Raw genomic sequence first — 25682 nt, forward strand, 5'->3', positions numbered from 1 at the left:
TGTTTTACACCTCATTTATATATGATCCGGTCACAGAGCACCTGAATGATCCGGTCTTGTTCTTCGCGCGTCAAGCTTGAGCCTGACGGCAGGCAGAGCCCCCGTTCAAAAAGGTCGTCGGCAACCGGGCAGGTTTCATCATGCGCATAAAAGGCGGCGCCTTTAAAAAGCGGCTGCCTGTGAAGCGGCTTCCATAACGGACGCGCTTCAATATTTTCGCGTGCAAGCTGTTCGATGATGTCCGCCGGTGACGTTTTGATCTTTTCTGCATCAAACGTCAAGGTCGTCAGCCATCTGTTTGACATGCCGATTTCAGGCATGAAGTCGATGCCGTCGATGTCAGAGAGCGCCTCCTGATACCGTTTAAAAACAGCGCGCCGCGCTTTTACCCTGTCATCCAAAACGCCGAGCTGGGCGATGCCGATCCCGGCCAGGACATTGCTCATCCGGTAGTTGAAGCCGGCTTTCTCATGCTGGTAGTGAACGGCCGGCTCTCTCGCCTGGGTCGCCAAAAACCGCGCTTTTTGCAGGGCTTCCTCATCATCGCTGACAAGCATTCCCCCGCCGGAAGTCGTGATGATTTTATTGCCGTTGAATGAATAGATGCCAAACCGGCCGAACGTTCCGCTCTTTCTTCCTTTATATTCTGATCCGAGCGATTCGGCTGCATCTTCGATGACCGGTACGGCATATTTGTCGCAGATCGCGATGATCTCGTCCATTTTGGCGCTTTGCCCGTATAAATTGACAACGATGACGGCCTTTGGAAGGCTCCTTTCGCGCTCCGCTTCGTCCAGCGCCCGTTCGAGCGCTTCGGGAGACATGTTCCACGTATCCGGTTCAGAATCGATAAACACAGGTTCGGCCTGTTCATAGAGTACAGGATTGGCACTGGCGACAAACGTAAAGGAGGAACAAAATACTTTGTCGCCTTTTCCGGCCCCCAATAATTTGAGGGCGAGATGAATCGCAGCCGTCCCCGAGCTGACGGCTGCCGCTCCGGCCGTTCCGGCATATGATGCCAGCTTTTCTTCAAACGCATCGACGAGCGGACCGAGAGGCGCGATCCAGTTTGTCCGAAAAGCTTCCGCTATATAGCGTTCCTCCTCACCGCTCATGTGCGGAGGCGATAAATAAATTCGCTTTTTCTGATCCATTGTTTTCACCCTTTTTACGCAGTTATTTAATCGTTCGCGCCGGTGTTCCGACTGCGGTCGAATCGTCCGGAATATCGGTGATCACCACCGCGCCCGCGCCCGTCACGCTTCTCTCTCCGATCGTTTTTCCGGGAATGACAACGGTTCCTGCGCCGACGTGCGCTCCGTCTTTAACGGTCACGCTTCCGGTCAAAATCGCTCCCGGCGACAGGTGGACATAGTCGCCGATCACATTATCGTGTTCAACGATCACGCCGGTGTTGACGATGCTGTGTGCACCGATAAAGGCATCAGCCTGAATGACGCTCGCCGCCATGACGACCGTCCCGTTTTGAATCTGCGCCGATTTGCTGATGACGGCGGACGGATGAATAAGCACCGCATACCGTTCAAGCGGGAGGCCGAGATTTTGAAACAGCTTTTCCCTCGTTTCATTGCTTCCGACCCCAAGCATAAACTTCGCGTCCGAAAGCTCCTGAATCAGCTCTCTCGCCGCATGGGAAGGTCCTTTATAAAGCCCGTTTACTAGCTGAAGCTTCTGAAACCGGTCATCAAGAATTCCGGCCAGCACTGTATCCGGCAGCTCTTCGACGATCTCCCGGATGACCTTGCCGTGGCCCCCCGCGCCGATGATTACCACGTTTTGCATCATGCATTCCTTCTCCCCGTGAATTTTTCGGCGGTGACATGATGGTCCTGGCTGACGCCCTCTGACTTCATCACCTTGCCGATCGTCAACATAATGATTTTCAGGTCGAGAAAGAAAGACCTGTGATCGACATACCAAACATCGAGTTCGAACTTTTCTTCCCATGTCACTTTATTTCTGCCGTTGATTTGCGCCCAGCCCGTAATGCCGGGTCTGACTTCGTGCCGCCTCCACTGCCGCTTTGTATATAAGGGAACATATTCCATCAACAGCGGCCGCGGACCGACGAGGCTGAGATCGCCTTTGATGACGTTGATCAGCTGCGGCAGTTCATCAAGGCTCGTTTTTCTGATCAGCTTTCCCGTCTTTGTCAGCCGTTTTTCGTCGCTGAGCAGGTTCCCTGCTTCATCCCTTTCATCTGTCATCGTTCGAAACTTATACAATGTGAAAGGCTTCCCGTTCAGCCCCGGACGCGTCTGGCGGAACAACACGGGCGAGCCGATTTTCCACCTGATGATGCAAGCCACAAGCAGCATGGCCGGACTGAGAACAAGGAGCAAAACAATCGCTGACACAAGATCAAAAAACCGTTTAGCTTTCACGAATACCGCACCCTTTCTCCTATTTGAAAAATCCCTTCTGAAAAGGGAGCAACGCAGAAGTCCGAAACTTTTGCAGCCAGCTTAGAACTGAAAGCCGTTCTTCTTTTGTACATAACACAAAATATGCAAACAATACGTACGCACCAGACGCTGCCAGCGCCGTCATGATAAGGGACGGCAGGCCGTCGACCGCAAAAAAGAACTGGATTGCGAAGCAGACGCCCAATGCGAATGAAGCGCCGGCAAGCGGGGCATACACGCCTTTATAAAAGACCCGTTTTCGTTCATCCGTGATCTTTGAGGCGTACATCGGGGTGAAGACGACGTTTTTCAGCATTAACGCAACAGCCCCGGAAAGCGCGATTCCGTAAAGGCCGAGTCCCGCCGGACCGCTCAGCACGACGGCAAGGATCAAGTTGACGGCGCCGAAGGCGACCGTCGTCAAGGCCGGCGTTCTCAGCTTGTTGTAAGCTGTAAAAATGTAAAAAAGCGGCGCAGGGCTTAAAGATACGACCAAATAGCCGGCATGTATCAATAAAAGCCATTTCAAATGCTCGAAAGAAGGTCCGAGCCAAATCGTCAAAAACGGGCCGGCCAGCCCGCCGAGCAATGCCGCAGGCAGCGCAAGGATCAATCCGTTGAACCTGACGGCCCGATTGGCATAGCGGACAAGCCCTTCTTTGTCACCTTTTGAATAATAGAGCGTAATCGTCGGGGAAAATACGGCCGCAAGCGTTGACGACAGCGTCCTCAATAAAAGCGGGAACTGAATGATCGCCGCGTACATTCCGGATTCGCTGACCCCAAGCATAAGATTGGCCACCATTAAATCGATTTGCAGAAACAGCAGCACGCCGACCTGGCTGACCGAGCTCCATCCCCCGGACTGCAGCAGCTTCCTGCATTTTTTGAGCGACATATCCTTGATCCGAAACGAATACCAGGGAATCAGTTTTTTAAAGAAAACGAAAGACAGCATGCACGCTGACACGGTAGCGATGAAAGCGGCAAGCTGAATGTGCCAAATCTTCGGCGCGAACAATGAAAAAATGCAGACGACCGACAGCACGCGAATCAGCATTTGCACCGCCTGGATCGTGCTCGTGATATAGATTTTATTGGCGAAAAATGGACCTGCCGCAAATCCTGACATAAAAAACGTCAGCAGAAAGAGCAGGCCGCCGATGAACAGCGCGATTTGCACATCGCTCAAGAGACCCGCAGGGACGCGGATGATCCGGTCGACAAAATAGATCGTTCCGCCAAGCGGCAAGAGCAAAACGAGCGAAAGGGCAAAAGACGAAATCATATACGTATTCATATAGCCTCTTGCCTCATCGAGCGCCCCCCTGTGGGCCGAGACGGAAAAAAATCTGACGACGACCGCGCTCAAGGCGACTGTAATTATCGAAAAATAATTGATCATGTTTTGCGTTAAATGAACGAAGCCGAACGCTTCAACTCCGAGCGTTTTGATGACAAACGGAGTCAGCCACATCGAAAACAGCACGGATAGCAAAAAGGACGCCACATTGGCGCCCAGATTCAGTAAAAATGTCTTATTCAAAAGGCTCATCCCTTACTGGGCAGATTTCGTTTAAAAAACAATTCGAGCAGGATCGGAACATGCAATTTGCATAACAGTAAAACAATCCGCTGTCCGAGCAAAAGCTTTTTATTGCGCAATGACGTTTTTTCCACCGATGACTGTACCATCCGGTAGGATAAAATATCCTTAATATGCCGCCTCACTTGTTTTGAAGGCTTCGGTTCGGCGCATGCATTGGCCAGAAGCATCGGGATCTGGTGTTTGCACATGTACGTCTGCAGATCCTCGGAACATTCCTCAAACATCTGGAATGTCTCGTAAAATCTCTTTTTTGCACGATATTGCCTGATCAGGCTGTCATCCATGTACGGCTTAAAAGGAAGCTCTGTCAGGCTCTCCGGATTACACCTGTACATGTAATAGCCTTCATCAATCGCTTTTACGCGCTTTGCGGCGTAAAAAGCGTACAGGTTAAACGGCGAATCTTCCGCAAAGCGAATATCTTCATAAAAATAAAGCTCGTTATGCTTCAGCAGGTCGCGCCTGTACAAATTCCGCCATACATACCAGATGAACCGGGTTTCGTGCGCCCTTCTCAGCTCATGCTTAATATCCCAGCCCAGCAGCAGGCGTCCGGCCGGCAAAGACGGAGGAACATACTCGTTTCCTTTATCAGAATGCTTATGATAGCCGCACATGACGATATCAAGATCGTCCTCCTTCGCAGCGGCGTACATATTTTCAAACATCGCCGGCGACACAAAGTCGTCTCCGTCGACAAAGCCGACATACTCCCCTGTTGCTGCATGGAGCCCGGCATTTCTGGCGGAGCTCAGCCCGCCGTTCTTTTTATGGATCACTTTGACTCTTGCATCCTGATCACAATACCGTCTTGCGATGTCTCCCGATCTGTCGGGTGACCCGTCATCAACGAGAATGATTTCGATATTTCTCAACGTCTGCCTGAGCAAAGAATTGACGCACTCTTCAATATAAGCTTCGACATTGTACATCGGAACGATGATGCTGACGAACGGCTTCATAGGGCATCACCTAATATCTTCCGCTTCAGATCGGTGAAATAATGATCCCTCGTCGGAGCGTTTTCGTATGATGCATCTCTTTTGATCAATTCCTTGATCGCACCGAGCACCTCTGCCGTTCCGGGCTTTTCGACAAGCTTCATCGATGGGATGTCTTTCAGCCAGTTGAATCCTTCAAGCACCTTATGGTCGAAGGAACGGATCACGACGCACGGCGTTCCGGTAATCGCGCAAAAGATCATGCCGTGCAGCCTGTCCGTCACCACAACTTCAGCGCCTCCCAATTGATCCCAGAGCTTGTTCAGCTCCATCTCGCGCGAGACGCTGCTCACTCTCTTGCCGATCGTCGTCGTAAACGTTCTGACCCCTCCGTATTCGTCAGTAACTGCTTTCAACAGCGCTTTTCGCTCTTCTTTTTTTAGAAAGCTTTCTTTATCATCCCTCAAGCACACCAAAATGCCGTCTCTTTCCTCCTGCTTCTCTTTCTTTAAATACAGCACCATGTCCGGCTGCTTTAAAATCGTTTTGCCCGCAAAATGCCGTTTCATAAATTGATAGGTTGTCTCGTCGCGCGCCATCAGCAACAGGCGGGGATGGGCATTGTAGATTTTTTTTGCCCTTTTTAATTCCTTTTGTCCGTAAGGCGTCTTCGAAAAATGGGCAGTGGCCGGAAGCTGCACGATTTTATACTGCTTAAAGGTCTTGATGATAAAGCGTCTCGTCCATTCTTCATTTCTGTATAAATCGCCCATATTGCCGCCGCCGATGATAAACACCATATCCTCGGGGTGGCGGACGCGCCGCAGCGCTTTTGCGTGTTTGTAAATATCATTGATGCCGATCTCGATAACTTCAAAATCGGGAAACTCATTTTCTATAAATGTTCTGCTTGCCAGGGCAATCGCGTGATCCCCCAAATTATCGTGGGAAGGAATTAGCGTCAAAATGATCTTTTTCTTCCCGTTATATTGGTCAAATCTTTTTAAACCAGGTGTTCCCATCACGAATTCTGATGGATATTTCACCTTCAGCAGAAGCCATTCCGCAAGATTGACTTTCCATTCCTGAAAGGTCATGTCCTCACCGCCTATTTCTTCATTCTGTACTCGATCGTTTTCTGATACAGCGCTGCGAATCCGTACACGGCCGGCACGAGACGCCAGCGTACGAGCAACAGCAGCAGCTTCTTCTTCGAATCAAAAGCCGTCAGGTCGACAGCGGGAATTTTCCTTCTAAACTCAGGAGAGGCGCAAATCCGCCTGATATTTTTGTATTTTTCCGCCGAAGGGTTTTTATTCAGGCTTTTGCACTCATTCAAAATGCTGCCCAACGCGTGGTTGACGAGAAAGACGTGAAGCGCGTCTTCCAAAGCTTGAAGCCCGCCGTGCTTTGCCAGGCATTCAAGATTTGCCTCGTATAGGGCAAGGCCGTCTTCGTAAAGCCCCGGCTGATACTTTTGGACAATCGATGTCAGGTGAACCCTGTAGTGGTACAAAGGCTTTGTCACAAACGCCGCTGTATTTGCAAAAAACAGGCACCTGAAACTGAAGTATTGATCTTCGATATTCTCCAATTCATCCCTGAGCGGAAAGGCGAGCCGGTGCTCTTCAATCAGGCTGCGCCTGTAAAGCTTGTTCCAGGAAAAACCGCTCACCTTGCCCTTGAGCAGATCTGTGATGTATGCGTCTTTCGGCTTTCCGGCGTAGCGTTTCCCAATCTCGGGAAAGATCGTTTTCCCCGTATCCTGAATGTCTACGGCATAATCGCAGATGACGAGATCGGCTTCCTCGGCCTTCGCTTTTTCATACATGGCCCTGCAATAGTCGGGCTCAATCCAGTCATCCGAATCGATGAAAGCCAGATACTCTCCTTCGGCGGCTTCTATTCCTTTATTCCGCACGGCCCCGAGCCCTTGATTTTCCTGCTGGATCGTTTTGATCCGGCCGTCCTTCCTGGCAAAATGATCAATGATTTTCTGGCTTCCATCCGTCGAACCGTCATTGACGATGATGATTTCGATATTTTTTAAGGTCTGGCTGATCAGCGATTGTAAACAATTCAGCAAAAAAGCTTCTGTATTGTATACTGCGACCAGTAAGCTAACGGCTGGGTTTTCCAATATGATTGACTCCTTTGTCGACATTTTTCACAAGACCGGAATGATCCGCCGCCTTGTCTGTTTCATAGATTAACGTTCAAAAATCGTTCTGTACGGCAGCACCGAAGAATCGAACGGCATGAGCATAAAGCTGTATAAGAAATAACAGATCAAAAACAAAACGTATAAAAGCGCATTCGATTTCGGTTCAAAAATCCGGACAAAGTAAGGAACGAGAATCAGCTGATAAAGTCCAAAATAGATGTTAAACCTTGCAAAGATGACATCCTTTGTCGCCAAAACACCGAATAAAAAACCGATTAGGCAAAAGTTGACGATATAGTCGATCTCTGGCCAGCGCTTCCTCAGCTGCTCTCTGAAGCAAAACGCAAGCACGAGCGGAAGGAGAAGGACGATGATTTTAATCGAGTTCATCCCGTTTGAATTTTTCATAAGCCACTCTTCATAATGTCCGTATGAACTGTTTTCAAGCACGACGATAAAGACGGAAAGAAACTTTTGATACATGAAAGTCCCGGCTAAAAATAGAAGAGTGAGCAGACCCATGACAGGCGACCACGCTTTTCTTCTGACAATGAAATAGACGGGAATCATGATAAGTGCAGATGAATGAAACAGCGAGCAAATCAGCACGGTCATCGTATAGCGCACCCAGTTTCCGCCGATCACGTATTTGACAGCCCAAAACAAGGCAGCCGCCACCATGTACTGGCGAATCCCGTTGAATGACGCATAGTAATAGAACATACCTAAAAATAAAAACATGCTTAATTCAAACGGCCGTCCGTATACATAAAGCGTCTTGACGATAAAAAAATAGGTGATGATGCTGACGGTGACAAACATGATCTGCGGATCTCTTGTGATATGATTCAACAGCCACAAGAGCGCTGTGAATCCCGGATCTGTCGAGGCTTTGGCCCCGCCGAATCCGAAGATCGCCCAAATGCTGTCGTATTTGCCGGCCAATTCGTAAAGCAGCATATAGGTTTGGAAGTCTGTTCCGACCTTGTACCTCAATCCGGCGACGATGATCAGGGAAGCGAGCGGCACGGCAGCTAGAATCGCATTCGGACGGTAGCCCGTCGGCAGAGAATGATCTTCTTTGCCGTACATTTTCGCAAACCATGACCATACGAAAACGATCCCCATATTCAGCATGTAAACGGCCATGTTTACTGTCCTTCTGCTAAGGAGATCGAATAGAGATCCATTAACCTTGTCAGATTCGCTTTCGCATCATATCCCCTCGCCGCCAGGGCGCTTTCGATTTCGGGCCAAGCCGGCTGTTCCGCCTGCTGTGCCCTGCCGATCTCCTCTGCCCATCGGTCAAACCCCGCTCCAAGGCTGACCCTTTTCAATAAGCCGAGACCCAGGTCGGTTTCCTTCGTGATGGTGTCCGAGACGACGCAAGGAAGACCGGAAGCCTGCGCCTCCACAAGAACGAGCGGCAGCCCTTCAAACAAGGACGGCATCACGAATACGTCAAACGTCCGCATCAAGGAAGGAACGTCTTCAACAACGCCGAGAAACAAGATCTCGTCTTCAAACCCGAGCCTTGCCGCTTGTTCTTCGATTTGTTTGCGAAGCGGTCCGTCGCCTGCGAAAACCGCCTGAAAGGGAGTGCCCGTTTTTTTGAGGCGGCCGGCGAGCTCAAGCAGAAACGGGTGGTTTTTTTGTTCGAAAAAGCGGCCGACATGACCGATCACAAACGCGTTTTCGCTGATGCCGAACCTTTTTCTCATACCGGCTTTTGAGCGGCTGTTCGCCACTTGAAAACGGTCAAGGTCAATCCCGTTTTGCAAAAGGTGAACCGCGTTTTTGCTCATCTTCTTTCCGCCGAACAAAAAACGGCCGGCATCTTGGCCGCAGGCGCAAAGCGCCGTGGAGCACGCAAACATGAGCCGGCGGAACAACCGGAGCTGAACCGCATCCATAAAACGGGGATTCGGCTTCCAGGCCGTATTATGCGAATGGCAGATGCGGACCGGAACGCCCGCAAGCTTTGCCGCCAAAGCGGCGAAGCCCGTCTGAAAGTCGGTGTGAGCGTGAACTGCGGAAAACGGCCCTTCTTCGATCAAAACGTCCCTGATCCTTTTGATATAAGAAAGAAGACCGGCCGTGCCGATGCTCGGCACATAAAACACGCGCCCGCCGAGCGATATGATTTCCGGGTCGTAGTCGCACGTTTCCTCCCGGTGTGAAATGAAATCGAATTGGATCTGGCTCCTGTCGGCATGGCGGTACATGTTCATAATCATCGTCTCCGCGCCGCCGCGGTTCATTCCGCTTACGATGTGGAGCACCCGTTTTGGTCTCGCGCTTCTGTCATTCATGTTTTACGACCCCTCCGCCTTCATTCATCAGTCTTTTTTTATGATATTTGTTCATGATAAAGGGAGGCATGAGCCCCCTGATGATCGGTTTCATGATGTAGGCATAGTCGGAAAGCGGCAGCTTCAGCCGTCTGCATGCGTCATAGACGATAAACGCATTATCGATGGAATAACTGAGCTTTCTCCTTTTAAACGCCGATTCGTCTTCCCTTACTTTGTACAATGCCTCCTGAAGATTGTAGCCTCTGTATCCCGCTTCAAAAAACCGGAGCCATAAATCGATGTCTTCCATTCTTCTCGTCCGCCTGCCGACGCGGTAGCCTTTCAGCGCCTGATAAGCTTCAGCACGCATCATGATCGTCGCATGGCAAAACGGCGTCCCTTTTGCCATGATTCGCGGAGTCGGCGCAGGAGGCAGCATTCTGACGCCTCTCACGCCTTCTTCATCAAAAGCGATCATCCCGCTTCCGACGACATGGTAATGGGGCTGCTTTTCCAAAAACGCGACCTGTTTTTCAAAGCGGCGCGGCAAAGAGATATCATCGCCGTCCTGGCGCGCGATATATGTCCCGCCGGCATATTGGAGGCAATGATTCAGTGAAGCGGCAAGGCGCTTATTTTTCTCATTCCTGACCAGCCTGATTTTATCGCTGTAATGGTCGGCATACCGCCTGGCGATGTCATAGGTCCGATCTGTCGAAGCGTCGTCGCAGATGATCATCTCCCAATTTTTATAGGTTTGGCTCAAAATCGACTCGATGCTTTCGGCTAGCGTGTCTTCGCAATTGTACACTCCCATAATGACCGATACTTTCGGCTTTTGCCGGTTTGTCATCCTTTCAGCCTCCTTTCAGCTGCATCGTTTTTCATAAAGGAAGAATATATGTCCGCCATCTCTTTGACCGTGCGCTGCTGCGAATAAGCGGCAGCCGTTTTTCTTCCCTCTTCACCCATCCGTTTTCGCAATTCGGGAGAATGGTAAAGCTGGAAAAGACGGTCGCTGAAGGTTCGGGCGTCTCCCTGCGAAATGAGAAAGCCGTTTGCTCCGTCTTTGATGACTTCGCGATGGCCGCGGTTGTCGGTGGCAACGGCGGGTTTTCCGGCTGCCATTCCTTCAAGGAGATTCATGCCGAGGCCTTCCCTTATGCTTGAGGCGACAGATACGTCGGCAAGCTTGATCCATTCGTGAATGTCCTTTTGAAACCCCGCAAACGTAACATGGTCAGCAGCTCCTTTTTGCTCGGCCAGGCGGCGGTACTCGGCTTCCATCAGCCCCTTCCCGGCAAAGACGAACCTGACGTTTGGCATCCTTTCTTTTAAGTAAGCCGCTGTTTCGATTAAAAGCGCCTGATTTTTGTTCATGTTCAGCTCAGCCGGATAAATGAGAACGAAATCGTCTTCATTCAGACGGTATTTTGCTCTAAGCCGTCTTTTTTCTTCCTCATCAACAGGGTGAAACCGCCCGGTGTCAACGCCGATGCCGTGGATCTTTTCCGTCCGCATCCTGCTGCTGAGGCCCTTTGCAAGCTCATAATCTTCTTGATTAATCGTGATCAGGCAATCCGTCAAAAAGGAGAGCCCTTTTTCGATCGGATAGTACAGCAGCCAATTTTTCAAGGGTGCTCCCTGGCAAAAGTGGAAACCGTGGGCGGTATACATCACTGCCGTTCCCCTTTTTCTCTGCTTTCTGGCGGCAAGTCTGGCTAATACGCCGCCCATCGGAGTGTGGCAATGGATGATATTGTACTCATGTTCATCGATGATGCGCGAAAGCTCTCGAAATGCCGCCAGGTTGCCTGTACGAAAGGGAGAACGCTCGATCCCGATATCGAATTGCCGATCGGCAAAAGGCAGCTTCATGCTCCCTTTCGCCGCTGCGTGAACCGTCCAGCCCTGCTCTTTGAACCACTTAAAATACGGAAGGTGAAATGCTTTAAAGTGATAATCCACCGTCGCGCAAAACAAAACCGTTCTCGTCATGATTCTTCCTCCTAATGCGCTGTCACCAGCTTTTTCTCACGCTGTCCGATAGCGCTGAACAAACGCTCTCTCAGTTCGCGGTCCGACAGATACATAAACTCATCCATAAAGGTTTTGAGCACTGTCCATTCGACATCGACCGCCTTGCCGATATGAATTTTCGGAAAAACCTGTTCAGCCAGCACTTCATTTTTGTTGAGCAGTTCTTCGTACATTTTTTCGCCCGGCCGTATGCCCGTAAATTCGATTTTGATCTGATCTGTCGTGTAACCTGACAGCTGAATGAGATTTTTCGCAAGATCCACGATTTTTACAGGCTCTCCCATATCGAGCACGAAAATCTGCCTTCCCTTTGCAAGGGCTCCCGCTTGAATGACCAGTCTTGAAGCTTCCGGAATCGTCATAAAATACCGGGTCATATCCTGGTGTGTCACGGTTACGGGGCCGCCTTTGGCGATTTGCTTTTTGAAAATCGGAATGACGCTTCCCCTGCTGCCGAGCACATTTCCGAAGCGGACAGCGACGAATTTTGTTTTGCTCGTTTTGCCAAGATTCATAATCAGCATTTCGGCAAAACGCTTCGTCGCGCCCATGATGTTGGCCGGATTGACCGCTTTGTCCGACGAAATGAGGACAAACGTTTCGACGCCTGACTCATCAGCGGCTTCGGCGACGTTTTTCGTGCCGAGAATGTTGTTCTTGACCGCTTCTTTCGGACACTTTTCCATGAGCGGAACATGCTTGTGCGCAGCTGCGTGATAAACGACATTCGGTTTATAGCGCTCCATCAGCAAGAACATTTTCTCCCTGTCCTGGATGTCGGCGATTTCGGGATAGTAGCTGACACTGCCTCCGAATTTCTCTTGCAGCTCAAGCAATATGGAATGAATGCTGTTTTCTCCATGGCCGACCAAAATGATTGATTTGGGCTTGAATTTGCTGATCTGCCTGCAGATTTCCGAGCCGATTGAGCCTCCTGCACCTGTGACAAGAACGACGCGGTCTTTTACGGTATTGGAGATTTCGCTCGTATCAAGCTGAACGGGCTCCCTGCCGAGAAGATCCTCTGCCTTGACGTCGCGAAGCTGGCCGACGGGATGCCTGCCGAGCAAAATCTCGTCGATTTTCGGCATGATCTGCGTTTTGACGCCCGTTTGTGCGCACGCTTTGTACATCTCCTGCATTTGAGTGACGGTCAAGGACGGAATGGCGATGATGATCATGTCGATATTCATTTGCCTGACCGCCTGAACGATCTGTCCTTTCCCTCCCAATACGGGAAGTCCCATAATTTCGAGGCGGTGCTTCGTTTTGTCGTCATCGATAAAAGCGACAGGCTCGATATTCAATTCGTGCTTCTGCAAAAGCTGCTTTGCAATTAGGTTGCCTGCTGAACCTGCGCCGATGATGAGGGCTCTGGCAGATCCCTTGCTTCCTTTGTTCACGCGCTCCCTGATGATCCGCCACATCATCCGCGATCCTCCGATCAGCAGCAGCTGGAACAGCCAGCTTAAACATAGCAGGCGGATCGGAACATTTTGAAAGAACAGCAGTTCAATAAATATTGTCATTAGATGGGACAATGTAATCGATTTTAATAACACGCACAATTCCCCAATGCTCGCATATTCCCACACTTTTTTATAAAGATGAAAGAAATGGGCAAATAAGTGCTGGGAGCCGAGCAGAAACAGCGAGGTCATCAGCAGCATTTCCGAAGGGTATAATTCATATGATGGCAAAATCAGCTGGTACCCGATGAAAATAGACAGCATAACCAAGTACGAATCGAGTGCGGTGATAATGGAAAGCCTTCTCCGATATGTCAATTTCCTACCTCCTCAAGTATCTTTCTAGCTGATGACATTTTTTCAGGCAAAATACCATCAGCTAAAAAGATACAAACATTGATGAATCCGAAAATGATGAGAGTAAAATGGGCATTTAACCCGTCCTCACGCCCCGCCATCGACGACTTGCATCTAAGGCAGCCGAAAACGCCTGCCCACAGTAGAGCCGAGTGCCTCCATTGATATAGGTAAGGAAGACATCACCTTTTTTCGGCCTGATGCGGCCTTTGAATTGCTAATAGTTGTATTGACGCGCTTTTTTGACTTTCCTTCCGTTTAAGACCGCCCCAAGCAGCTCGCTTTTTGAGGAATTGAGCGCATCCCTTGCCTTAATGGCGTTATCAAGCTTTGTTTTTCCGCTTAAAATGATCAGGATGCTCCCGTCCACCTGATTCGCTAAAATCTGCGCATCGGCAACTGGCAAGAGCGGTGGAGAGTCCAGAAGCACAAGGTCGTACTGCTTGTACGCTTCCGCAAGCAAATCCTCCATAGCCTGTGATGACAACAGTTCGGCCGGATTCGGCGGAATCGGCCCGCTTGTCATCACATGGAGGCTCTCTGCCTGGCTTTGCTGAACGACGTTTTCCAGGTGCGTTTTTTTCATAAGCACATTTGTGACGCCTGAATGATTATCAAGCTGAAAGATCTTGTGTATAGACGGCTTTCTCAAATCCGCGTCGATAAGAAGAACCTTTTTTTCCTGCTGTGAAAAAACGACCGCCAGGTTTGCAGCGGTGAACGATTTCCCTTCTCCCGGAAGACCGGATGTAATCAGCAGTGATCTGAACGGCTTTTCAAAAGAGGAAAATTCGATGTTCGTCCTGATCGTCCGGTACTGTTCGACAATCGGCGTATTTGGCTGATGCAAAGCGACAAGCGCTGACTCGTATTTTCGCGAGCGTTTTTTTCTAATAGCCAAGCGGCTCACTCCTTCCGGTTTTTACGCGAATATTCATATTAGAGTCTTTTCGGAAACTGCTTTTCTTGCCTTTCATCTGTTCGATGCTTCCGAGATAAACGAATCCCGCCTCCTTCTCGACTTGCGACGGACGCGCCACCGTATCATCGAGAAAATCGAGAAAAAACGCCAAGGCGATTCCAGCCATCAATGCAGCTCCAAAAGACAGCAAAATATTCATTTTGTAATTCGGTCTGACCGGTGTCGGCGATTTGACAATGTCAGCCTTTGAAAGAACTGTTACACGATCGGTATTCATAATCTGTTTAATTTCTTTTTTGAGAACAGCCGTTAACGTGTTCGCGATTTCGGCCGCCCTTTTTTGGCTTTTATCTTGAACCGAGATGTTGATAATTTCTGATTCGCTTTCGCTGCTCGTCGTAATTTTCTCCTTCAATCCGCCGACAGATTCCGGTAAATCAAGCTCTTGTTTTACCTGCTCCAAAATAACCGGATTCTTTAACAGCGCTTGAAACGTCCGCGTATATTGAAGGTTGATTTGAATATCGCTGAATGTGGCACTCCCCTTTTTCTCACCGACCTGATGGACCAAAATCTGCGTCGAAGCCTGATAGACAGGTGTCAGCACAAAGAACTGAATGAATCCGCTGATCATCGTTACACCTATTGTCAAAGCCAGGATTAGAACAGTTCGTTTTCGTAATATCGCAATCAATTCTCTAAAATCTATGTTTTCCTTCATGCTTGACTGCCTCCTCAGGAATGCCGTTTGTTAATGATTGGATTATAAAAGAAAAAATTTGAATTGAAAAATGCTGAATTTAGCTATATAGTTCTCTTTAGAGAACAAATTCGTTCGTTTTCTTCTATTTTCTGTTGATATCTTAAATTTTTGAATTTTATAAAGAACAATTTATTTCTTATAATGAACAAGAAAGCGTTTAAATCGAATGGTGAAGGGGAAGGGGAGGATTTAGTATGATCGGGAAGGTCATCCGCATGTACCGAAAAAGAAAAGGCTACTCCATCAACCAGCTTGCAGACATAGCCGGCGTTTCAAAATCGTATTTAAGCAAGATTGAACGCGGAGTTCACAGAAACCCTTCTGTCGAATTTCTCAAAAAAATCTCCCAGGCGCTGAAAGTGGAGCTGAAAGAGCTGTTTGATACAGAAGTGATCCTTTACCGTCGGGCCGAACATGATGAGGAATGGAGAACCCATTTGGTAGAGGCTGTTCAGGCGGGGATGAACCAGGAAGAACTGTTTCAATTTACACACCGCCTCAGGCAGCAAAAGAAAGAACGGACCTTTTACCGAAGCAGACAGATTACACAAGCCAACATCGACGACTGGAGAGCGCTCATGACAGAGGCGAAGGAACTGGGGTTAACGATTCAGGAAGTGAAAGCATTCTTGATGAGGACACGAAACAGTTAGGACAGCACTCATCCATATTACCTGCATAAAACGGAGATCATTGACTTTGATCATTCTGAATCTTCAAATGATCGCAAAAACAATCCAATACAAAATTGCCAAACATTCGGAATAGTCGTGTTACTAAATCGAGCGAATGACATGCGTCTTTAGCTCCGTTTTCACCTATTTGTTTTATTTACCGAACCTTTGATTTCATGACAGGTCTTTAAAGACTTTTATATATAATGAAGAAACTCGGTTTTTGATCCCCGGACACCAGGCAGCCGGCTGAAACAAAGTGACTTTTGTCATCGGTAGATTTGATTAGAAAGAGGCGGCTGTGCATATTTGTTGAATCGCTCATCCCACATCGATTAAAATGAATAAAATGGAAAAGAAGGTGATGAATATTATGAAAGTGTTGGTGCTGGCGGTTCACCCGAATATGGAACAATCCGCGGTGAACAAGGCATTTGTCGAAGAATTGAAAGGCGAGCCGAATATCACGGTACATGAGCTGTATAAAGAGTATCCGGATGAGGTCATTGACGTGGAAAAAGAGCAGCGCCTTTTGGAGGAGCACGACCGGATTGTGTTTCAATTCCCGCTGTATTGGTACAGCTCGCCGCCGCTTTTGAAGAAATGGCTGGATCACGTCCTTCTCTACGGATGGGCCTACGGATCAACCGGCAAGGCGCTCCAAGGGAAAGAATTCATGGTTGCGGTTTCTGCCGGGGCCGGTGAAGAGGCCTATCAGGCCGGCGGTTCAAACCACTATTCGATCAGCGAACTGTTAAGGCCTTTTCAGGCTACAAGCAACTTCATAGGCACTACATACCTTCCGCCGTACGTCTTCTATCAAGCGGGCACGGCCGGAAAAAGCGAGCTTGCTGAAGGTGCGAAACAATACAGGGAGCATGTGCTGAAATCATTTTAATGAGAGAACGCCCGGCCGCTCATGAGCCGGGCTGTTCCTTATACTTGAATCTGTTTCACTTTTCCCAATAGGAATAGATAATTTAAAATGGCAACGATGATCAAGGCAGCCGAAAAAAGGAGCGCCGGCACGAAAGAACCCGTTGCGCCGACGATGAAGCCGGTGATGATTGGTCCGACGACTCCGCCCATATTAGAGACTGTATTTTGAATACCAGCAACCATCGATGTCATATTTTTCGGCGCCACATCCCCCGGAAGCGCCCAGACTTGGGACGCGGCAACGGTCGTTCCCGATTTCGCTACACAAAGAAGGATGACGGCCAAGATAGCCGAATCTGCAAAAGCGGCAAAACCGATGCACGAAGCCATGGCAAGCCCGATAATTAAAAACAGCTTCCGGACGGCTGTCAGCGACAGTTTTCCCTTTGCATATATCCGGTCGGACATCCACCCGGCTCCGACTTCGACGACCATTGCAGTCAAAAGCGGGAGAGACGCCATGATCCCCATTTCGATTAAATCCATACCCCTTTCTTTGACAAGGTAAGTCGGCAGCCATGTGATAAAGAAGTAAGAATTATAATTGATCATAAAAAATCCGATGCACATCGCCCATATGTTGCGATATTTAAATAGCTGATACCACTTCAGCGGCTGGCCGCCGCCCGTTTCTTCCGTGTGAGCCTGCCCTTCCCTAATATGGGCAAGTTCAGCCTCATTGACGCGCTTATGATCGGCGGGATTCTCCTTAAAGAAAATCATCCAGACAATTCCCCACACGACGCCGACAAGTCCGATCAAAAGAAATGTCAGCTTCCAGTCAAAGACCGCAATCATCCAGGCGATCAAAGGCATTGCAACAGCTCCGCCAAACTTTGACCCGCTGTCAAAAATTCCGGCTACTGTCGCCCTTTCTTTCTTCGGAAACCATTTGGCGGCGATCCCCGCATTGCTCGGATATGCAGCAGCCTCCCCGACTCCTAGTGCGATCCGCAGCCCGAGCAGGGATTTGAAGCCTGTCGCAAGCCCCGTCAGCGCCGTAGCAACAGACCACCAGACGACCGCAAAACCGAGCGTTTTTTTCTGGCCGTACTTGTCGGCCGCCCAGCCTGAAGGCAGCTGCAGCAGAGCGTACGACCAGAAGAAACCGGACATGATGATTCCCATTTGGCCGGCTGTCAAGTTGAACTCCTCTGTAATATAGGGAGCAGCAGCCGAGAGCACTGTCCGGTCAATATAATTGATGGCAATGGCAGCCCACATCATAAACGCGACAACCCAGCGTACATTCGACTTTTTTTGAACCGGGTGATTCAACATGTTATCCACCTCATCCCTTTTGTAGAAAACGCTTTCAAATCTTGATGCAGGGCATGAATAAAAACACATTCACAGCCCGTTGACGACAAACTCCGGTTTTTGTTTGTCGATCAGTACACTGGCAATGTTTTTGACGCATATCATGCCAAGGTTCTGTACGGCATCGCGGGTGTACCCCGCGATATGCGGCATGGCGATAAAACGGTCCAGCTCAAAGAGAGGGTGCTGCTTCAGCGGTTCGGTTTGATATACGTCAAGCGCAGCCCCTGAGATGCTCCCGTTATCCAAGGCGTCATATAACGCACGCTCAGACACGATGCCTCCCCTTGAAGCATTGATCAGATAAGCCGTTTCTTTCATGGCGGCTAATTCTTGTTCGCCGATCATGTTTTCAGTTTCGGCTGTCAGCGGCATATGAAGCGTGATAAAATCGCTTTCTTTCAAGAGCTGATCAAGCTCTGTGAATTGGATGTGATGATCGGCTGCGAATGCACGATCGGGAAATACATCATAGGCTAAAACACTCATATTGAAGCCTCGCGCCCGTTTGGCGACTTCTTTTCCGATCATGCCAAGTCCGGCCGAGCGTTTTGCCGTAAACGTCAGATCCAAAAATCCTCGGCCAATTTCCTAGCTTTGTTTCCCTGTCGGCCGCGGGAATCTGCCTTGCAGCCGATAGCATGAGGCCGAATACAAAATCTGCGACTGCATGTTTGTTGGCGTTAGGGGCATTCGTCACCCAGACGCTGCGCTCTTTCGCAGCGTGCAGATCGATATTGTCAACGCCGACGCCATGTTTGCAGACGATTTTTAAAGAAGGGAGACGATCCAGGACATACGGCGTAATCTTGTTAAACGCCACGATCGCGGCATCCGCTCCTCCTGCCGCTTCAATGAACTGCTCCTCGGTTATATCTGCAGGAAGGCGTTCGAGCGACATGCCCCTTTTTTCCAAAAACAAGACGGGATCATCAGAGTATTTCGCAAATGACGGTGATGTACATACAACTTTCATGAGATGCACCAACCTTCTTTCATTTTTCTACGATTTGGGCGCAAGCTCAGCGGCTGACCGCAAAGCAGCGAGCATGCTTCTTTCATCGGCTTTGTTCTGCCCCGCAATGTCAAATGCGGTTCCGTGGTCGACAGAGGTGCGAATAATCCCGCCGTTTAATCCGACCGTAATGTTGACGCCCTCTTCCAGCCCGAGGACTTTGACCGGAATATGCCCCTGATCATGGTAGCAGGCTACGACAAGGTCAACATCTCCCAGAACAGCCTTGTAAAACAGTGTGTCTGCGGGGTATGGGCCGTCGGCATCGATTCCCTCGGCTGCCGCCTGCTCGATCCCCGGAAGCAATTGCCGTTCTTCTTCGCCGTTTCCGAACAGCCCGTTTTCCCCTGCATGAGGGTTGATTCCGCAAACCGCAATTTTCGGCAGTTTGAATCCGGCTCTTGTCAATGTATCATGTGCGAGACGGATGACTTTATAGGTCCGCTCCGGCGTAATCGACTGAATCGCCTCAATCAGCCCTTGATGCGTTGTCAGATGAATCACCTTCAGTTTTGGCGAAGCCAGCATCATGCTGTAGTCGGTTGTATTTGTTAAATGAGCGAGAATTTCCGTATGCCCCGGGTATCGGTGTCCGCCTTTATGCAGCGCCTCCTTATTTAACGGTGCTGTGCAAATCGCTTGAATACAGCCTTCTTGAGCGAGTTCAACCGCTTTTTTCACGAAATGAAAAGCGGCGTTTCCGGCTTCAGCCGATACCTTTCCAACTGGCAGGTTTTCAGGCAGCAGATCGATATCGAGACAATCGATCTTTCCATGTACAAAACCGCACTCGTCCGGATGCATCACCTGGTTAATGACAACCTCTGATCCGATTTGGACGGCGGCTTTTTTCATCATTTTCATATCGCCGATGACGAGCGGCTTGCACATGTCATACACTTTGCGGGATTTGAGAGCTTTTGCGATAATTTCCGGACCGACGCCTGCCGCGTCGCCCATTGTAATGCCGATAACCGGTTTCTCCATTGTTTATCCTCCTTGTAGCTTGATTGCCGCATTTGCCATCACCGACCGGGAGCCAAAATTTCCGGCCTTTGTCACAATGTACAAATCGTCTCCGGCTGCTCCCAGCGGAACGCCTGGCTCTACTTCGTCCAGCAATCGTATCTCATGGACGCGAAGCTGACGCAGCACTTGGTATGCCGTGTCACCTCCGGTTAAAAACAGCCGATTCACATGAAAAGCTTGAATCAGCTCGCCCGCCAATTCGCCAAGTGCGCCGGACACCGCATTGCTCGTTTGAACCGGGGTGAATCCGCGGCTTTCACCGATCTTCTGTGTCTCTGCTGCATTATCCGAGGTGCAGAGGACGATGTGTTTCGAACGGCGCCGGACGTCCGCCGCCCTTTCCTTCAGCCGTTCGAACTCGTTTCTTTTCTCAGCTTCGCCGCACAGCACGCGTTCTGATCTCAGTTCTACTTTTTCAGCCAAACGTGCGGCAAATAGCTCCTGAAGCTGTTTCCTCCCCGTCGGGCTCATGCTGCCGACGACAAACATAACCGGTAAACCGGAAGAGGGAACGGTTTGCCCGAGCTTCCTTTCTTTCAGATTGAACGCTTTAGGCAGACAGCTCATCAAGCCCGCCGAGCCGGCCAAAATGATAGAATACGGCAAACTCCGCAGGATAAACGCCAGATCCTGCAGATCGGATTCATGAACCGAATCAGCCGTGACATACGAAATCCCCTTCGCCCGAAAGCGTTCCAGCTTGTTTCGGACATGCCCGTCTCCGCGGCGGATGTCTTCATATGATAGATGCCCGCTCTTTTTTCGAGTCTGCTTTTCTATTAACCTTTGAATATTCGATTCTGCTACAGGCGTTTTCGGATCGTTCGCCGCTTCGGTTTCTTCCAGCTTTGCGCCGTTCACATAATGGACGCCGCCGATGACCTGGCGTCCGTTTTGGGGGTATCCGGGAGCCACCAGCACGAAATCCGGCTGAAACACTTCGGACATCGCTTGAAGTTCGGCTCCGATATTTCCCCTCATCGTGCTGTCAATTTTTTTGTAGACGATATCAAACGATTGCCGGGAGATGTGTTCACTGATGTTTTTCACAGCCGCCTTCGCCTCTGCGGCTGACAGCGATCTGCTGTCCGTATTGAAAATAACGGCACCGTCCGTTTCCCGTCTGGTGAATTCGGCGTCGAGTTTGACGGAAACATCCATCCCGTAATGAACCAGCTGGCCGCTGCAGTCGTTCGCCCCTGTCAAATCATCCGCGATGATTGCAATTTTCAATGTCTTCATCCTTTAGTTGATTAGTTTTCGATAGATATCTTTTATATTTTCCAAGCTGAGCGGTTTCGGATTGTTATGAAGCAGGCGCGTCACTTTTGAAGCTGAGTCGGCTAAATCGTCCACATCGCTTGCGGTTACGCCGTACGCTTTTAAATTTTGAGGAATATTCAGCCGCTTCGTCCACTCTCTTATTTTCTGCACAACGGCCTCAGCCGCTTGTTCAACGGTCAGATCAGAGGCGGTGATTCCCATCGGTTCAGCGGCAAGAGACAGCCGTTCTGTAATGGCATCCATATTAAACTCCATCACATGCGGAAGGAGCATCGAATTGGCGACACCATGGGGAATTCGGTATTTCCCCCCAAGCGGATAGGCAAGGGCGTGAACGGCAGCAGTTCCTGCGGCCGTCAGCGCCATGCCGCCATACATCGAACCGAGCAGCATGTTTTCTCTCGCTTGTATCGATGAACCGTTTTCATATGCTTCCACAATGCTTGCCGAAATCAGTCTGATGGATTCTAAAGCGAACATATCGCTGATCGGGTTTGCTTTCGTCGAAATGAACGATTCAAGCGAATGGGTGAACGCGTCCATTCCGGTAGCCGCCGTAATCGGTTTTGGCAATCCAAGGGTGATAACCGGGTCAAGAATGACCAGCTTCGGCAACATCAGCGGACTGACGATGCCGACTTTCAATTCCTCTTCGGGAAGCGTAACGATTGCGTTCGGCGTCACCTCTGCGCCCGTCCCAGAAGTACTTGGAATCAGCACGGTCGGGATTCCCGGCTTTTCGACCAAATCAGTCCCGAGCAACTCCTCGACCCTTTTCGAATTCGTTTGCAGCACGGACAATATTTTCGTTCCGTCCAAAACGCTGCCTCCGCCGATTCCGATGAGAATGTCGTATCGTTTCTCACGGATGCCTCTAAATACATCTTCAATATTTTGAACGGTCGGTTCCGGCGATATGGCTGTGCAAACATCTGACTGGATGCCGATCTCTGTAAGCTGAGCCTGTACTTCGCCGATCGTGCCGAGCTTGACGATCGACGGCTGGGTAATAATCAGGGCTCTGTCCGCCTTCGGCACAATCGTTTTTACATGATCTTTCAGCCGGCGGATCGAATGTTCGCCTGCGACGATATGAGCGGCCGTCCGAAATTGATAATTCGCTGGCATTTTTGAAACCTCCCTATTTTGATTGATAGTAGGCGACCATTTTTTCGACCTCCAAGAGCGCCGGACCGGTCAGCTCTTTGACGGGCGCTTTCGGCGGGCCTACAGGGATCGAATAAAGCTCCACCGCTTTTTTCAGGGCCGCCGGGATCGTTCCTAACCGAAACGTATCGCGAAGCGGCTGAAGCTCCCTCTGGGCAGCCTCCGCCTTTTCAGTCTCACCCTCTGTCCAATGGCGATAAATCGACGTCACGATATCAGGGAGCATATTTGCCGTTGCTGCGACTGCTCCCGCTCCGCCCGCTTGAAGCGTCTTCAATATGAGCGAATCGGTGCCTGCAAAAACGGCAAAGTCTTCTTGTTTCGTCTGCTCGATATACTTCTGTATGTTTTCAAATTTTCCGCTGCTGTCCTTAATTCCGACGATATTATCCACTTTTGCAAGCTCTGCCACCGTTTCCGGTTCTAAATGGAAACCTGTTTTTGAAGGGATATTGTACAAAAGGACCGGAAGTGAAACGGATGCCGCGATTGTTTTATAATGCGCCACCGCTTCTTCCTGTGTCGGCGGGATAAAGAACGGCGTGATGACCGACAGCGCATCTGCGCCAAGCCTCTCCATTTCCTTAGAAAGCCAGATCGTTTCTTCTGTACTGTTTCCCCCGCTCCCTACCATGACGGAAACGCGTCCGGCTGTCTCTTGAATGATGATTTCTGCAACTTTCAGCTTGTCTTCGATGTTGAACATATGAAATTCCCCGTTGGTACCCAACGCAAAAAGCCCGTGTACATGAGCATCGATCAAATGGTTCGTCAACTGTTTCAACGCCGATTCATCAATGCTTTGATCTTTTGTGAGCGGTGTCAGCATGGCGGGATAAATCCCCTTTGGTACGAATCCCATGATTGCCTCCCCTTCCTGTAAAGCGTTTTCAAAAACGATTATATACATAAATGTTTCAATAATCAACGTTATTTATCTAAATAATTTTTATTTAGCGTTGCATATTAAAACAAACAAAATAAAACACCCGGCTAAACCGGGTGTTTATCAATGCGGCGATTTCAATTTTCTCCAAAGCGTCGTTCTGTTGATGCCGAGCCTCTCCGCTGTTCTTGTTTGATTGTTCCCTTCTTCGGCATAGATTTTTTGAATGATCCTTTTTTCGATCTCTTCGAGCGTTCCGGATAGATCGATGTCTTCTCTTTCTTCTTCGTTCAAGCGGCACAGGACCCGTTCAGCGTCAGCTTTCTCGATATAAACGCCCTGCGCTTCAAGAACACAGTTTTGGACCGCTTTTCTCAATTGGCTGAGGTTGCCCGGCCATTTCGCTTCTTCAAGCAGAACACCAGCTTCACTTCGAAAGCCGACGATTTGTTTGCCGAATGCCTCATTGCTTTCTGCAATAAATTGATAAGCCAGATATAAAATATCCTCTTTTCTTTCGGAAAGAGGGGGAACGTCCAGTTCCAAATGACAAAGCGCATCATATAATTCATTTGAAAATTCCCCGGCGCGCCTGCGGGAAGAAGAAACGATCAGCCTCGGCCCATCATACGGTTCGCTGATCCGCCTGAGCAAAAGCCGTTGCGAGGACAGCGGCATGCGATCGACTTGTTTGATGTATAGCGTTCCTCTCCCTGAAAAGAATTCTTCGCTTTCACACGCTTGCTCCCATTCTGCTTCAGACAGCAAACCGGCATCGATTTTTCGAAACGGCTCATGCTTGTCCTCACCCTTCATATGGATCAGCCCGGCCAGGCTCTCTTTCCCTGAGCCGGGCGCTCCGTTGATCCATACGGGTTCCCGCCTTGCCGCGAACAACTCCGCTTTTTTCAGCACCTGCTGCATCGTTTCATTCCTCGATGTTTCCATATAGCTTGTCCGCAAAGGAGAAAGAATCGCTGCACCGGGCAACGAAGAAACGCGAACATCTTTTGCTTTTTCCGCGGTAAATACGGTCAATGCCTCGTCTGATGCGAAAAACCTGCGCCCCGTGATATTCCATGTCCGCCCATGCTTTCGGAGTCTAAAATGGATGATTCCCTTCTTTTCCGCTTCCCCGATCAGCTCTTCCAGATTATCCAGCAAGCCGATATGTTCGGCAAATACGCCGTTTTGAAAAACCTGCCGCAATGTCTTGTTATATACTGCATAACCGGTTTCGGCCTTTTGTAAAATGTGATACGGCACAGCGTACTTCTGCTTGATGCCCTCTAAAAAGGAATACAGTTTTTTAGCGTATGCAAAAGCTTTGGCAATGCTTTCTTTTCCGGATGTCAAAAGCAGTCCGTTTAAACCGAGCCGCTCTGCTTTCTCAATTGTGATCACATCGCCGATAATGATCTGATAGCCCTGTTCTTTGAGCTGAAGAAGCACCGGTTCAACATCGCGTTCGTCTGATACGGCGTAGGCATCGATCCGGATATCCAAAATTTCGCACACTGCCGACGCGCCATCGGCAATCATCGGAAATCCGACAATTGCCGCCTTGCCGGGATAGCCCTTGGCAAGCGTAAGCACACGCAGCATATCGTATCCCGACACTTCGATATCCACAACCGGTATGCAAACTTCTTGCTGGATCAGCTCAGCGGTTCCACCTCTGCTGATAATCAAATCAGTCCCGTTTGCTTCCGCTTGTTTCGCCAGCTCCACGCCCTTCTCTAAATCTCCGGAAGCCGCCTCGAATTCAAAATCCTCGCCGCCGGCCAATTGAATCATCAGCTCTTTCAATCCTTCATAAGGAGCAATTGCCATCACTTTCATATTCGATCACCTTTTGTTGCAAATTTAAACATATTAACACTATACCAAAAGGCAGAAATATTTGGAACTGCAAAACGAAGGCAAAATAAAAAGGCTCCATTACGGAAGCCATTTTTCTCCCCAGCTGGCCATCTCCTTAAATACGATGTGGAACTCTTTTCCTTTTTCTGTTAAGGCATACTCGACAGTGACCGGAACCGTTGGGAACACCCTGCGGGAAATCATTCCGTTTTCTTCAAGGTGTCTTAAAGTATCCGTTAATCCCTTTGTGTTGACGTTGCCCAAGTTTCTTCTAAGTTCGTTGAAGCGCCGCTTCCCTTTTATCAATTCAGCCAGAACAGCAAATGACCATTTTCCCGACAGAATATGGAGTACATCGTGAATCAAAGAAGAGCATTCCTGATACCGCACAGCCGAATTCATAAGCAAATCCTCCTTGCTTCGCTGATCAATTTTGACTAATCCTATCACAGGAATGTAAAGGTATCAAGACAAATGTACTGCAGTTTATTTTTGTAAAGCATATATAAAAAAATTG

General features: G+C 49.3%; 25 protein-coding genes. 2 read left to right on the forward strand and 23 right to left on the reverse strand.

Annotated features, from left to right (window positions below):
• Window positions 1–11: 11 nt before the first annotated feature.
• From NSQ39_RS17030 to NSQ39_RS17095, 14 genes are all read right to left on the reverse strand, one after another.
• Window positions 12–1157, reverse strand: a complete 1146-nt coding sequence (locus NSQ39_RS17030) for a DegT/DnrJ/EryC1/StrS family aminotransferase (RefSeq protein ID WP_175075546.1) — start codon at window positions 1155–1157, stop codon at window positions 12–14.
• Between the two features lie 22 nt (window positions 1158–1179).
• On the reverse strand, window positions 1180–1806 hold the full coding sequence (locus NSQ39_RS17035; RefSeq protein ID WP_175075548.1) for an acetyltransferase: 627 nt from the start codon (window positions 1804–1806) through the stop codon (window positions 1180–1182).
• Window positions 1806–2408: a sugar transferase gene (locus NSQ39_RS17040; protein ID WP_175075549.1), complete on the reverse strand. Its 603-nt coding sequence runs from the start codon at window positions 2406–2408 to the stop codon at window positions 1806–1808. Before NSQ39_RS17040 ends, NSQ39_RS17035 begins: the two co-directional genes overlap by 1 nt.
• A gap of 19 nt (window positions 2409–2427) precedes the next feature.
• The gene (locus NSQ39_RS17045) at window positions 2428–3984 is read right to left on the reverse strand and encodes an MATE family efflux transporter (RefSeq protein ID WP_236809550.1); all 1557 of its coding nucleotides are present in this window, start codon (window positions 3982–3984) and stop codon (window positions 2428–2430) included.
• Entirely contained in the window at window positions 3981–5000 is a 1020-nt protein-coding gene (locus NSQ39_RS17050) for a glycosyltransferase (protein WP_046131047.1), read from the reverse strand. The genes NSQ39_RS17045 and NSQ39_RS17050 overlap by 4 nt, the downstream gene beginning before the upstream one ends.
• Window positions 4997–6076: a polysaccharide pyruvyl transferase family protein gene (locus NSQ39_RS17055; protein ID WP_175075553.1), complete on the reverse strand. Its 1080-nt coding sequence runs from the start codon at window positions 6074–6076 to the stop codon at window positions 4997–4999. The genes NSQ39_RS17050 and NSQ39_RS17055 overlap by 4 nt, the downstream gene beginning before the upstream one ends.
• A gap of 11 nt (window positions 6077–6087) precedes the next feature.
• Window positions 6088–7119: a glycosyltransferase family 2 protein gene (locus NSQ39_RS17060; RefSeq protein WP_175075555.1), complete on the reverse strand. Its 1032-nt coding sequence runs from the start codon at window positions 7117–7119 to the stop codon at window positions 6088–6090.
• A 69-nt stretch (window positions 7120–7188) separates the two neighbouring features.
• The gene (locus tag NSQ39_RS17065) at window positions 7189–8292 is read right to left on the reverse strand and encodes an EpsG family protein (RefSeq protein ID WP_175075557.1); all 1104 of its coding nucleotides are present in this window, start codon (window positions 8290–8292) and stop codon (window positions 7189–7191) included.
• 2 nt (window positions 8293–8294) lie between these two features.
• Entirely contained in the window at window positions 8295–9455 is a 1161-nt protein-coding gene (locus NSQ39_RS17070; RefSeq protein ID WP_175075559.1) for a glycosyltransferase family 1 protein, read from the reverse strand.
• Window positions 9448–10290: a glycosyltransferase family 2 protein gene (locus NSQ39_RS17075; protein ID WP_046131052.1), complete on the reverse strand. Its 843-nt coding sequence runs from the start codon at window positions 10288–10290 to the stop codon at window positions 9448–9450. The genes NSQ39_RS17070 and NSQ39_RS17075 overlap by 8 nt, the downstream gene beginning before the upstream one ends.
• Window positions 10287–11435 (reverse strand): glycosyltransferase family 4 protein, encoded by a 1149-nt coding sequence (locus tag NSQ39_RS17080; RefSeq protein WP_175075560.1) that lies wholly within the window; start codon window positions 11433–11435, stop codon window positions 10287–10289. Before NSQ39_RS17080 ends, NSQ39_RS17075 begins: the two co-directional genes overlap by 4 nt.
• 11 nt (window positions 11436–11446) lie before the next feature.
• Window positions 11447–13264 (reverse strand): polysaccharide biosynthesis protein, encoded by a 1818-nt coding sequence (locus NSQ39_RS17085; protein ID WP_175075563.1) that lies wholly within the window; start codon window positions 13262–13264, stop codon window positions 11447–11449.
• 256 nt (window positions 13265–13520) lie between these two features.
• Window positions 13521–14204, reverse strand: a complete 684-nt coding sequence (locus NSQ39_RS17090; protein WP_175075565.1) for a CpsD/CapB family tyrosine-protein kinase — start codon at window positions 14202–14204, stop codon at window positions 13521–13523.
• Window positions 14194–14946, reverse strand: a complete 753-nt coding sequence (locus NSQ39_RS17095) for a YveK family protein (RefSeq protein WP_046131056.1) — start codon at window positions 14944–14946, stop codon at window positions 14194–14196. Before NSQ39_RS17095 ends, NSQ39_RS17090 begins: the two co-directional genes overlap by 11 nt.
• A gap of 236 nt (window positions 14947–15182) precedes the next feature.
• On the opposite strand from NSQ39_RS17095, the gene slrR reads away from it, so the two are divergent.
• Window positions 15183–15641, forward strand: a complete 459-nt coding sequence (slrR, locus tag NSQ39_RS17100) for an HTH-type transcriptional regulator SlrR (protein WP_046131057.1) — start codon at window positions 15183–15185, stop codon at window positions 15639–15641.
• A 394-nt stretch (window positions 15642–16035) separates the two neighbouring features.
• Window positions 16036–16560 carry an NAD(P)H-dependent oxidoreductase gene (locus tag NSQ39_RS17105; RefSeq protein WP_175075567.1) on the forward strand — a complete coding sequence of 175 codons (525 nt, stop codon included), beginning with the start codon at window positions 16036–16038 and terminating at the stop codon, window positions 16558–16560.
• A gap of 38 nt (window positions 16561–16598) precedes the next feature.
• Here the strand turns inward: NSQ39_RS17105 and NSQ39_RS17110 are convergent, their stop codons facing one another.
• The 9 genes from NSQ39_RS17110 to NSQ39_RS17150 all read right to left on the reverse strand — a co-directional run bounded on the left by NSQ39_RS17110 (window position 16599) and on the right by NSQ39_RS17150 (window position 25567).
• Window positions 16599–17882, reverse strand: a complete 1284-nt coding sequence (locus NSQ39_RS17110; protein ID WP_175075569.1) for an MFS transporter — start codon at window positions 17880–17882, stop codon at window positions 16599–16601.
• Window positions 17883–17951: 69 nt separating this feature from the next.
• Complete coding sequence (locus NSQ39_RS17115; protein ID WP_236809554.1) at window positions 17952–18410, reverse strand: NAD(P)-dependent oxidoreductase; 459 nt, start codon at window positions 18408–18410, stop codon at window positions 17952–17954.
• On the reverse strand, window positions 18391–18897 hold the full coding sequence (locus NSQ39_RS17120; protein ID WP_236809555.1) for a hypothetical protein: 507 nt from the start codon (window positions 18895–18897) through the stop codon (window positions 18391–18393). Before NSQ39_RS17120 ends, NSQ39_RS17115 begins: the two co-directional genes overlap by 20 nt.
• A 27-nt stretch (window positions 18898–18924) precedes the next feature.
• The gene (gene pdxA, locus NSQ39_RS17125) at window positions 18925–19923 is read right to left on the reverse strand and encodes a 4-hydroxythreonine-4-phosphate dehydrogenase PdxA (RefSeq protein ID WP_341016135.1); all 999 of its coding nucleotides are present in this window, start codon (window positions 19921–19923) and stop codon (window positions 18925–18927) included.
• Window positions 19924–19926: 3 nt separating this feature from the next.
• The gene (locus tag NSQ39_RS17130; RefSeq protein WP_236809556.1) at window positions 19927–21207 is read right to left on the reverse strand and encodes a four-carbon acid sugar kinase family protein; all 1281 of its coding nucleotides are present in this window, start codon (window positions 21205–21207) and stop codon (window positions 19927–19929) included.
• Window positions 21208–21210: 3 nt separating this feature from the next.
• Window positions 21211–22377, reverse strand: a complete 1167-nt coding sequence (locus NSQ39_RS17135) for an iron-containing alcohol dehydrogenase (RefSeq protein WP_175075574.1) — start codon at window positions 22375–22377, stop codon at window positions 21211–21213.
• Between the two features lie 13 nt (window positions 22378–22390).
• On the reverse strand, window positions 22391–23278 hold the full coding sequence (gene dapA / locus NSQ39_RS17140) for a 4-hydroxy-tetrahydrodipicolinate synthase (RefSeq protein WP_175075576.1): 888 nt from the start codon (window positions 23276–23278) through the stop codon (window positions 22391–22393).
• Window positions 23279–23425: 147 nt separating this feature from the next.
• Window positions 23426–25144 (reverse strand): PrpR N-terminal domain-containing protein, encoded by a 1719-nt coding sequence (locus NSQ39_RS17145; protein ID WP_175075578.1) that lies wholly within the window; start codon window positions 25142–25144, stop codon window positions 23426–23428.
• 99 nt (window positions 25145–25243) lie between these two features.
• Complete coding sequence (locus NSQ39_RS17150; protein WP_175075579.1) at window positions 25244–25567, reverse strand: winged helix-turn-helix transcriptional regulator; 324 nt, start codon at window positions 25565–25567, stop codon at window positions 25244–25246.
• Between the last annotated feature and the right edge of the window lie 115 nt (window positions 25568–25682).

The organism is Bacillus sp. FSL W8-0848, assembly GCF_038007805.1.
Taxonomy (GTDB): domain Bacteria; phylum Bacillota; class Bacilli; order Bacillales; family Bacillaceae; genus Bacillus; species Bacillus glycinifermentans.

What these genes read in the sequence shown, in the direction of transcription:
- NSQ39_RS17030 (WP_175075546.1), bottom strand. Translation starts at nt 1,157, where the DNA reads ATGGATCAGAAAAAGCGAATTTATTTATCGCCTCCGCACATGAGCGGT.
- NSQ39_RS17035 (WP_175075548.1), bottom strand. Translation starts at nt 1,806, where the DNA reads ATGCAAAACGTGGTAATCATCGGCGCGGGGGGCCACGGCAAGGTCATC.
- NSQ39_RS17045 (WP_236809550.1), bottom strand. Translation starts at nt 3,984, where the DNA reads ATGAGCCTTTTGAATAAGACATTTTTACTGAATCTGGGCGCCAATGTG.
- NSQ39_RS17050 (WP_046131047.1), bottom strand. Translation starts at nt 5,000, where the DNA reads ATGAAGCCGTTCGTCAGCATCATCGTTCCGATGTACAATGTCGAAGCT.
- NSQ39_RS17055 (WP_175075553.1), bottom strand. Translation starts at nt 6,076, where the DNA reads ATGACCTTTCAGGAATGGAAAGTCAATCTTGCGGAATGGCTTCTGCTG.
- NSQ39_RS17065 (WP_175075557.1), bottom strand. Translation starts at nt 8,292, where the DNA reads ATGGCCGTTTACATGCTGAATATGGGGATCGTTTTCGTATGGTCATGG.
- NSQ39_RS17070 (WP_175075559.1), bottom strand. Translation starts at nt 9,455, where the DNA reads ATGAATGACAGAAGCGCGAGACCAAAACGGGTGCTCCACATCGTAAGC.
- NSQ39_RS17075 (WP_046131052.1), bottom strand. Translation starts at nt 10,290, where the DNA reads ATGACAAACCGGCAAAAGCCGAAAGTATCGGTCATTATGGGAGTGTAC.
- NSQ39_RS17080 (WP_175075560.1), bottom strand. Translation starts at nt 11,435, where the DNA reads ATGACGAGAACGGTTTTGTTTTGCGCGACGGTGGATTATCACTTTAAA.
- NSQ39_RS17095 (WP_046131056.1), bottom strand. Translation starts at nt 14,946, where the DNA reads ATGAAGGAAAACATAGATTTTAGAGAATTGATTGCGATATTACGAAAA.
- slrR (WP_046131057.1), top strand. Translation starts at nt 15,183, where the DNA reads ATGATCGGGAAGGTCATCCGCATGTACCGAAAAAGAAAAGGCTACTCC.
- NSQ39_RS17105 (WP_175075567.1), top strand. Translation starts at nt 16,036, where the DNA reads ATGAAAGTGTTGGTGCTGGCGGTTCACCCGAATATGGAACAATCCGCG.
- NSQ39_RS17110 (WP_175075569.1), bottom strand. Translation starts at nt 17,882, where the DNA reads ATGTTGAATCACCCGGTTCAAAAAAAGTCGAATGTACGCTGGGTTGTC.
- NSQ39_RS17115 (WP_236809554.1), bottom strand. Translation starts at nt 18,410, where the DNA reads ATGAGTGTTTTAGCCTATGATGTATTTCCCGATCGTGCATTCGCAGCC.
- NSQ39_RS17120 (WP_236809555.1), bottom strand. Translation starts at nt 18,897, where the DNA reads ATGAAAGTTGTATGTACATCACCGTCATTTGCGAAATACTCTGATGAT.
- pdxA (WP_341016135.1), bottom strand. Translation starts at nt 19,923, where the DNA reads ATGGAGAAACCGGTTATCGGCATTACAATGGGCGACGCGGCAGGCGTC.
- NSQ39_RS17130 (WP_236809556.1), bottom strand. Translation starts at nt 21,207, where the DNA reads ATGAAGACATTGAAAATTGCAATCATCGCGGATGATTTGACAGGGGCG.
- NSQ39_RS17135 (WP_175075574.1), bottom strand. Translation starts at nt 22,377, where the DNA reads ATGCCAGCGAATTATCAATTTCGGACGGCCGCTCATATCGTCGCAGGC.
- dapA (WP_175075576.1), bottom strand. Translation starts at nt 23,278, where the DNA reads ATGGGATTCGTACCAAAGGGGATTTATCCCGCCATGCTGACACCGCTC.
- NSQ39_RS17145 (WP_175075578.1), bottom strand. Translation starts at nt 25,144, where the DNA reads ATGAAAGTGATGGCAATTGCTCCTTATGAAGGATTGAAAGAGCTGATG.
- NSQ39_RS17150 (WP_175075579.1), bottom strand. Translation starts at nt 25,567, where the DNA reads ATGAATTCGGCTGTGCGGTATCAGGAATGCTCTTCTTTGATTCACGAT.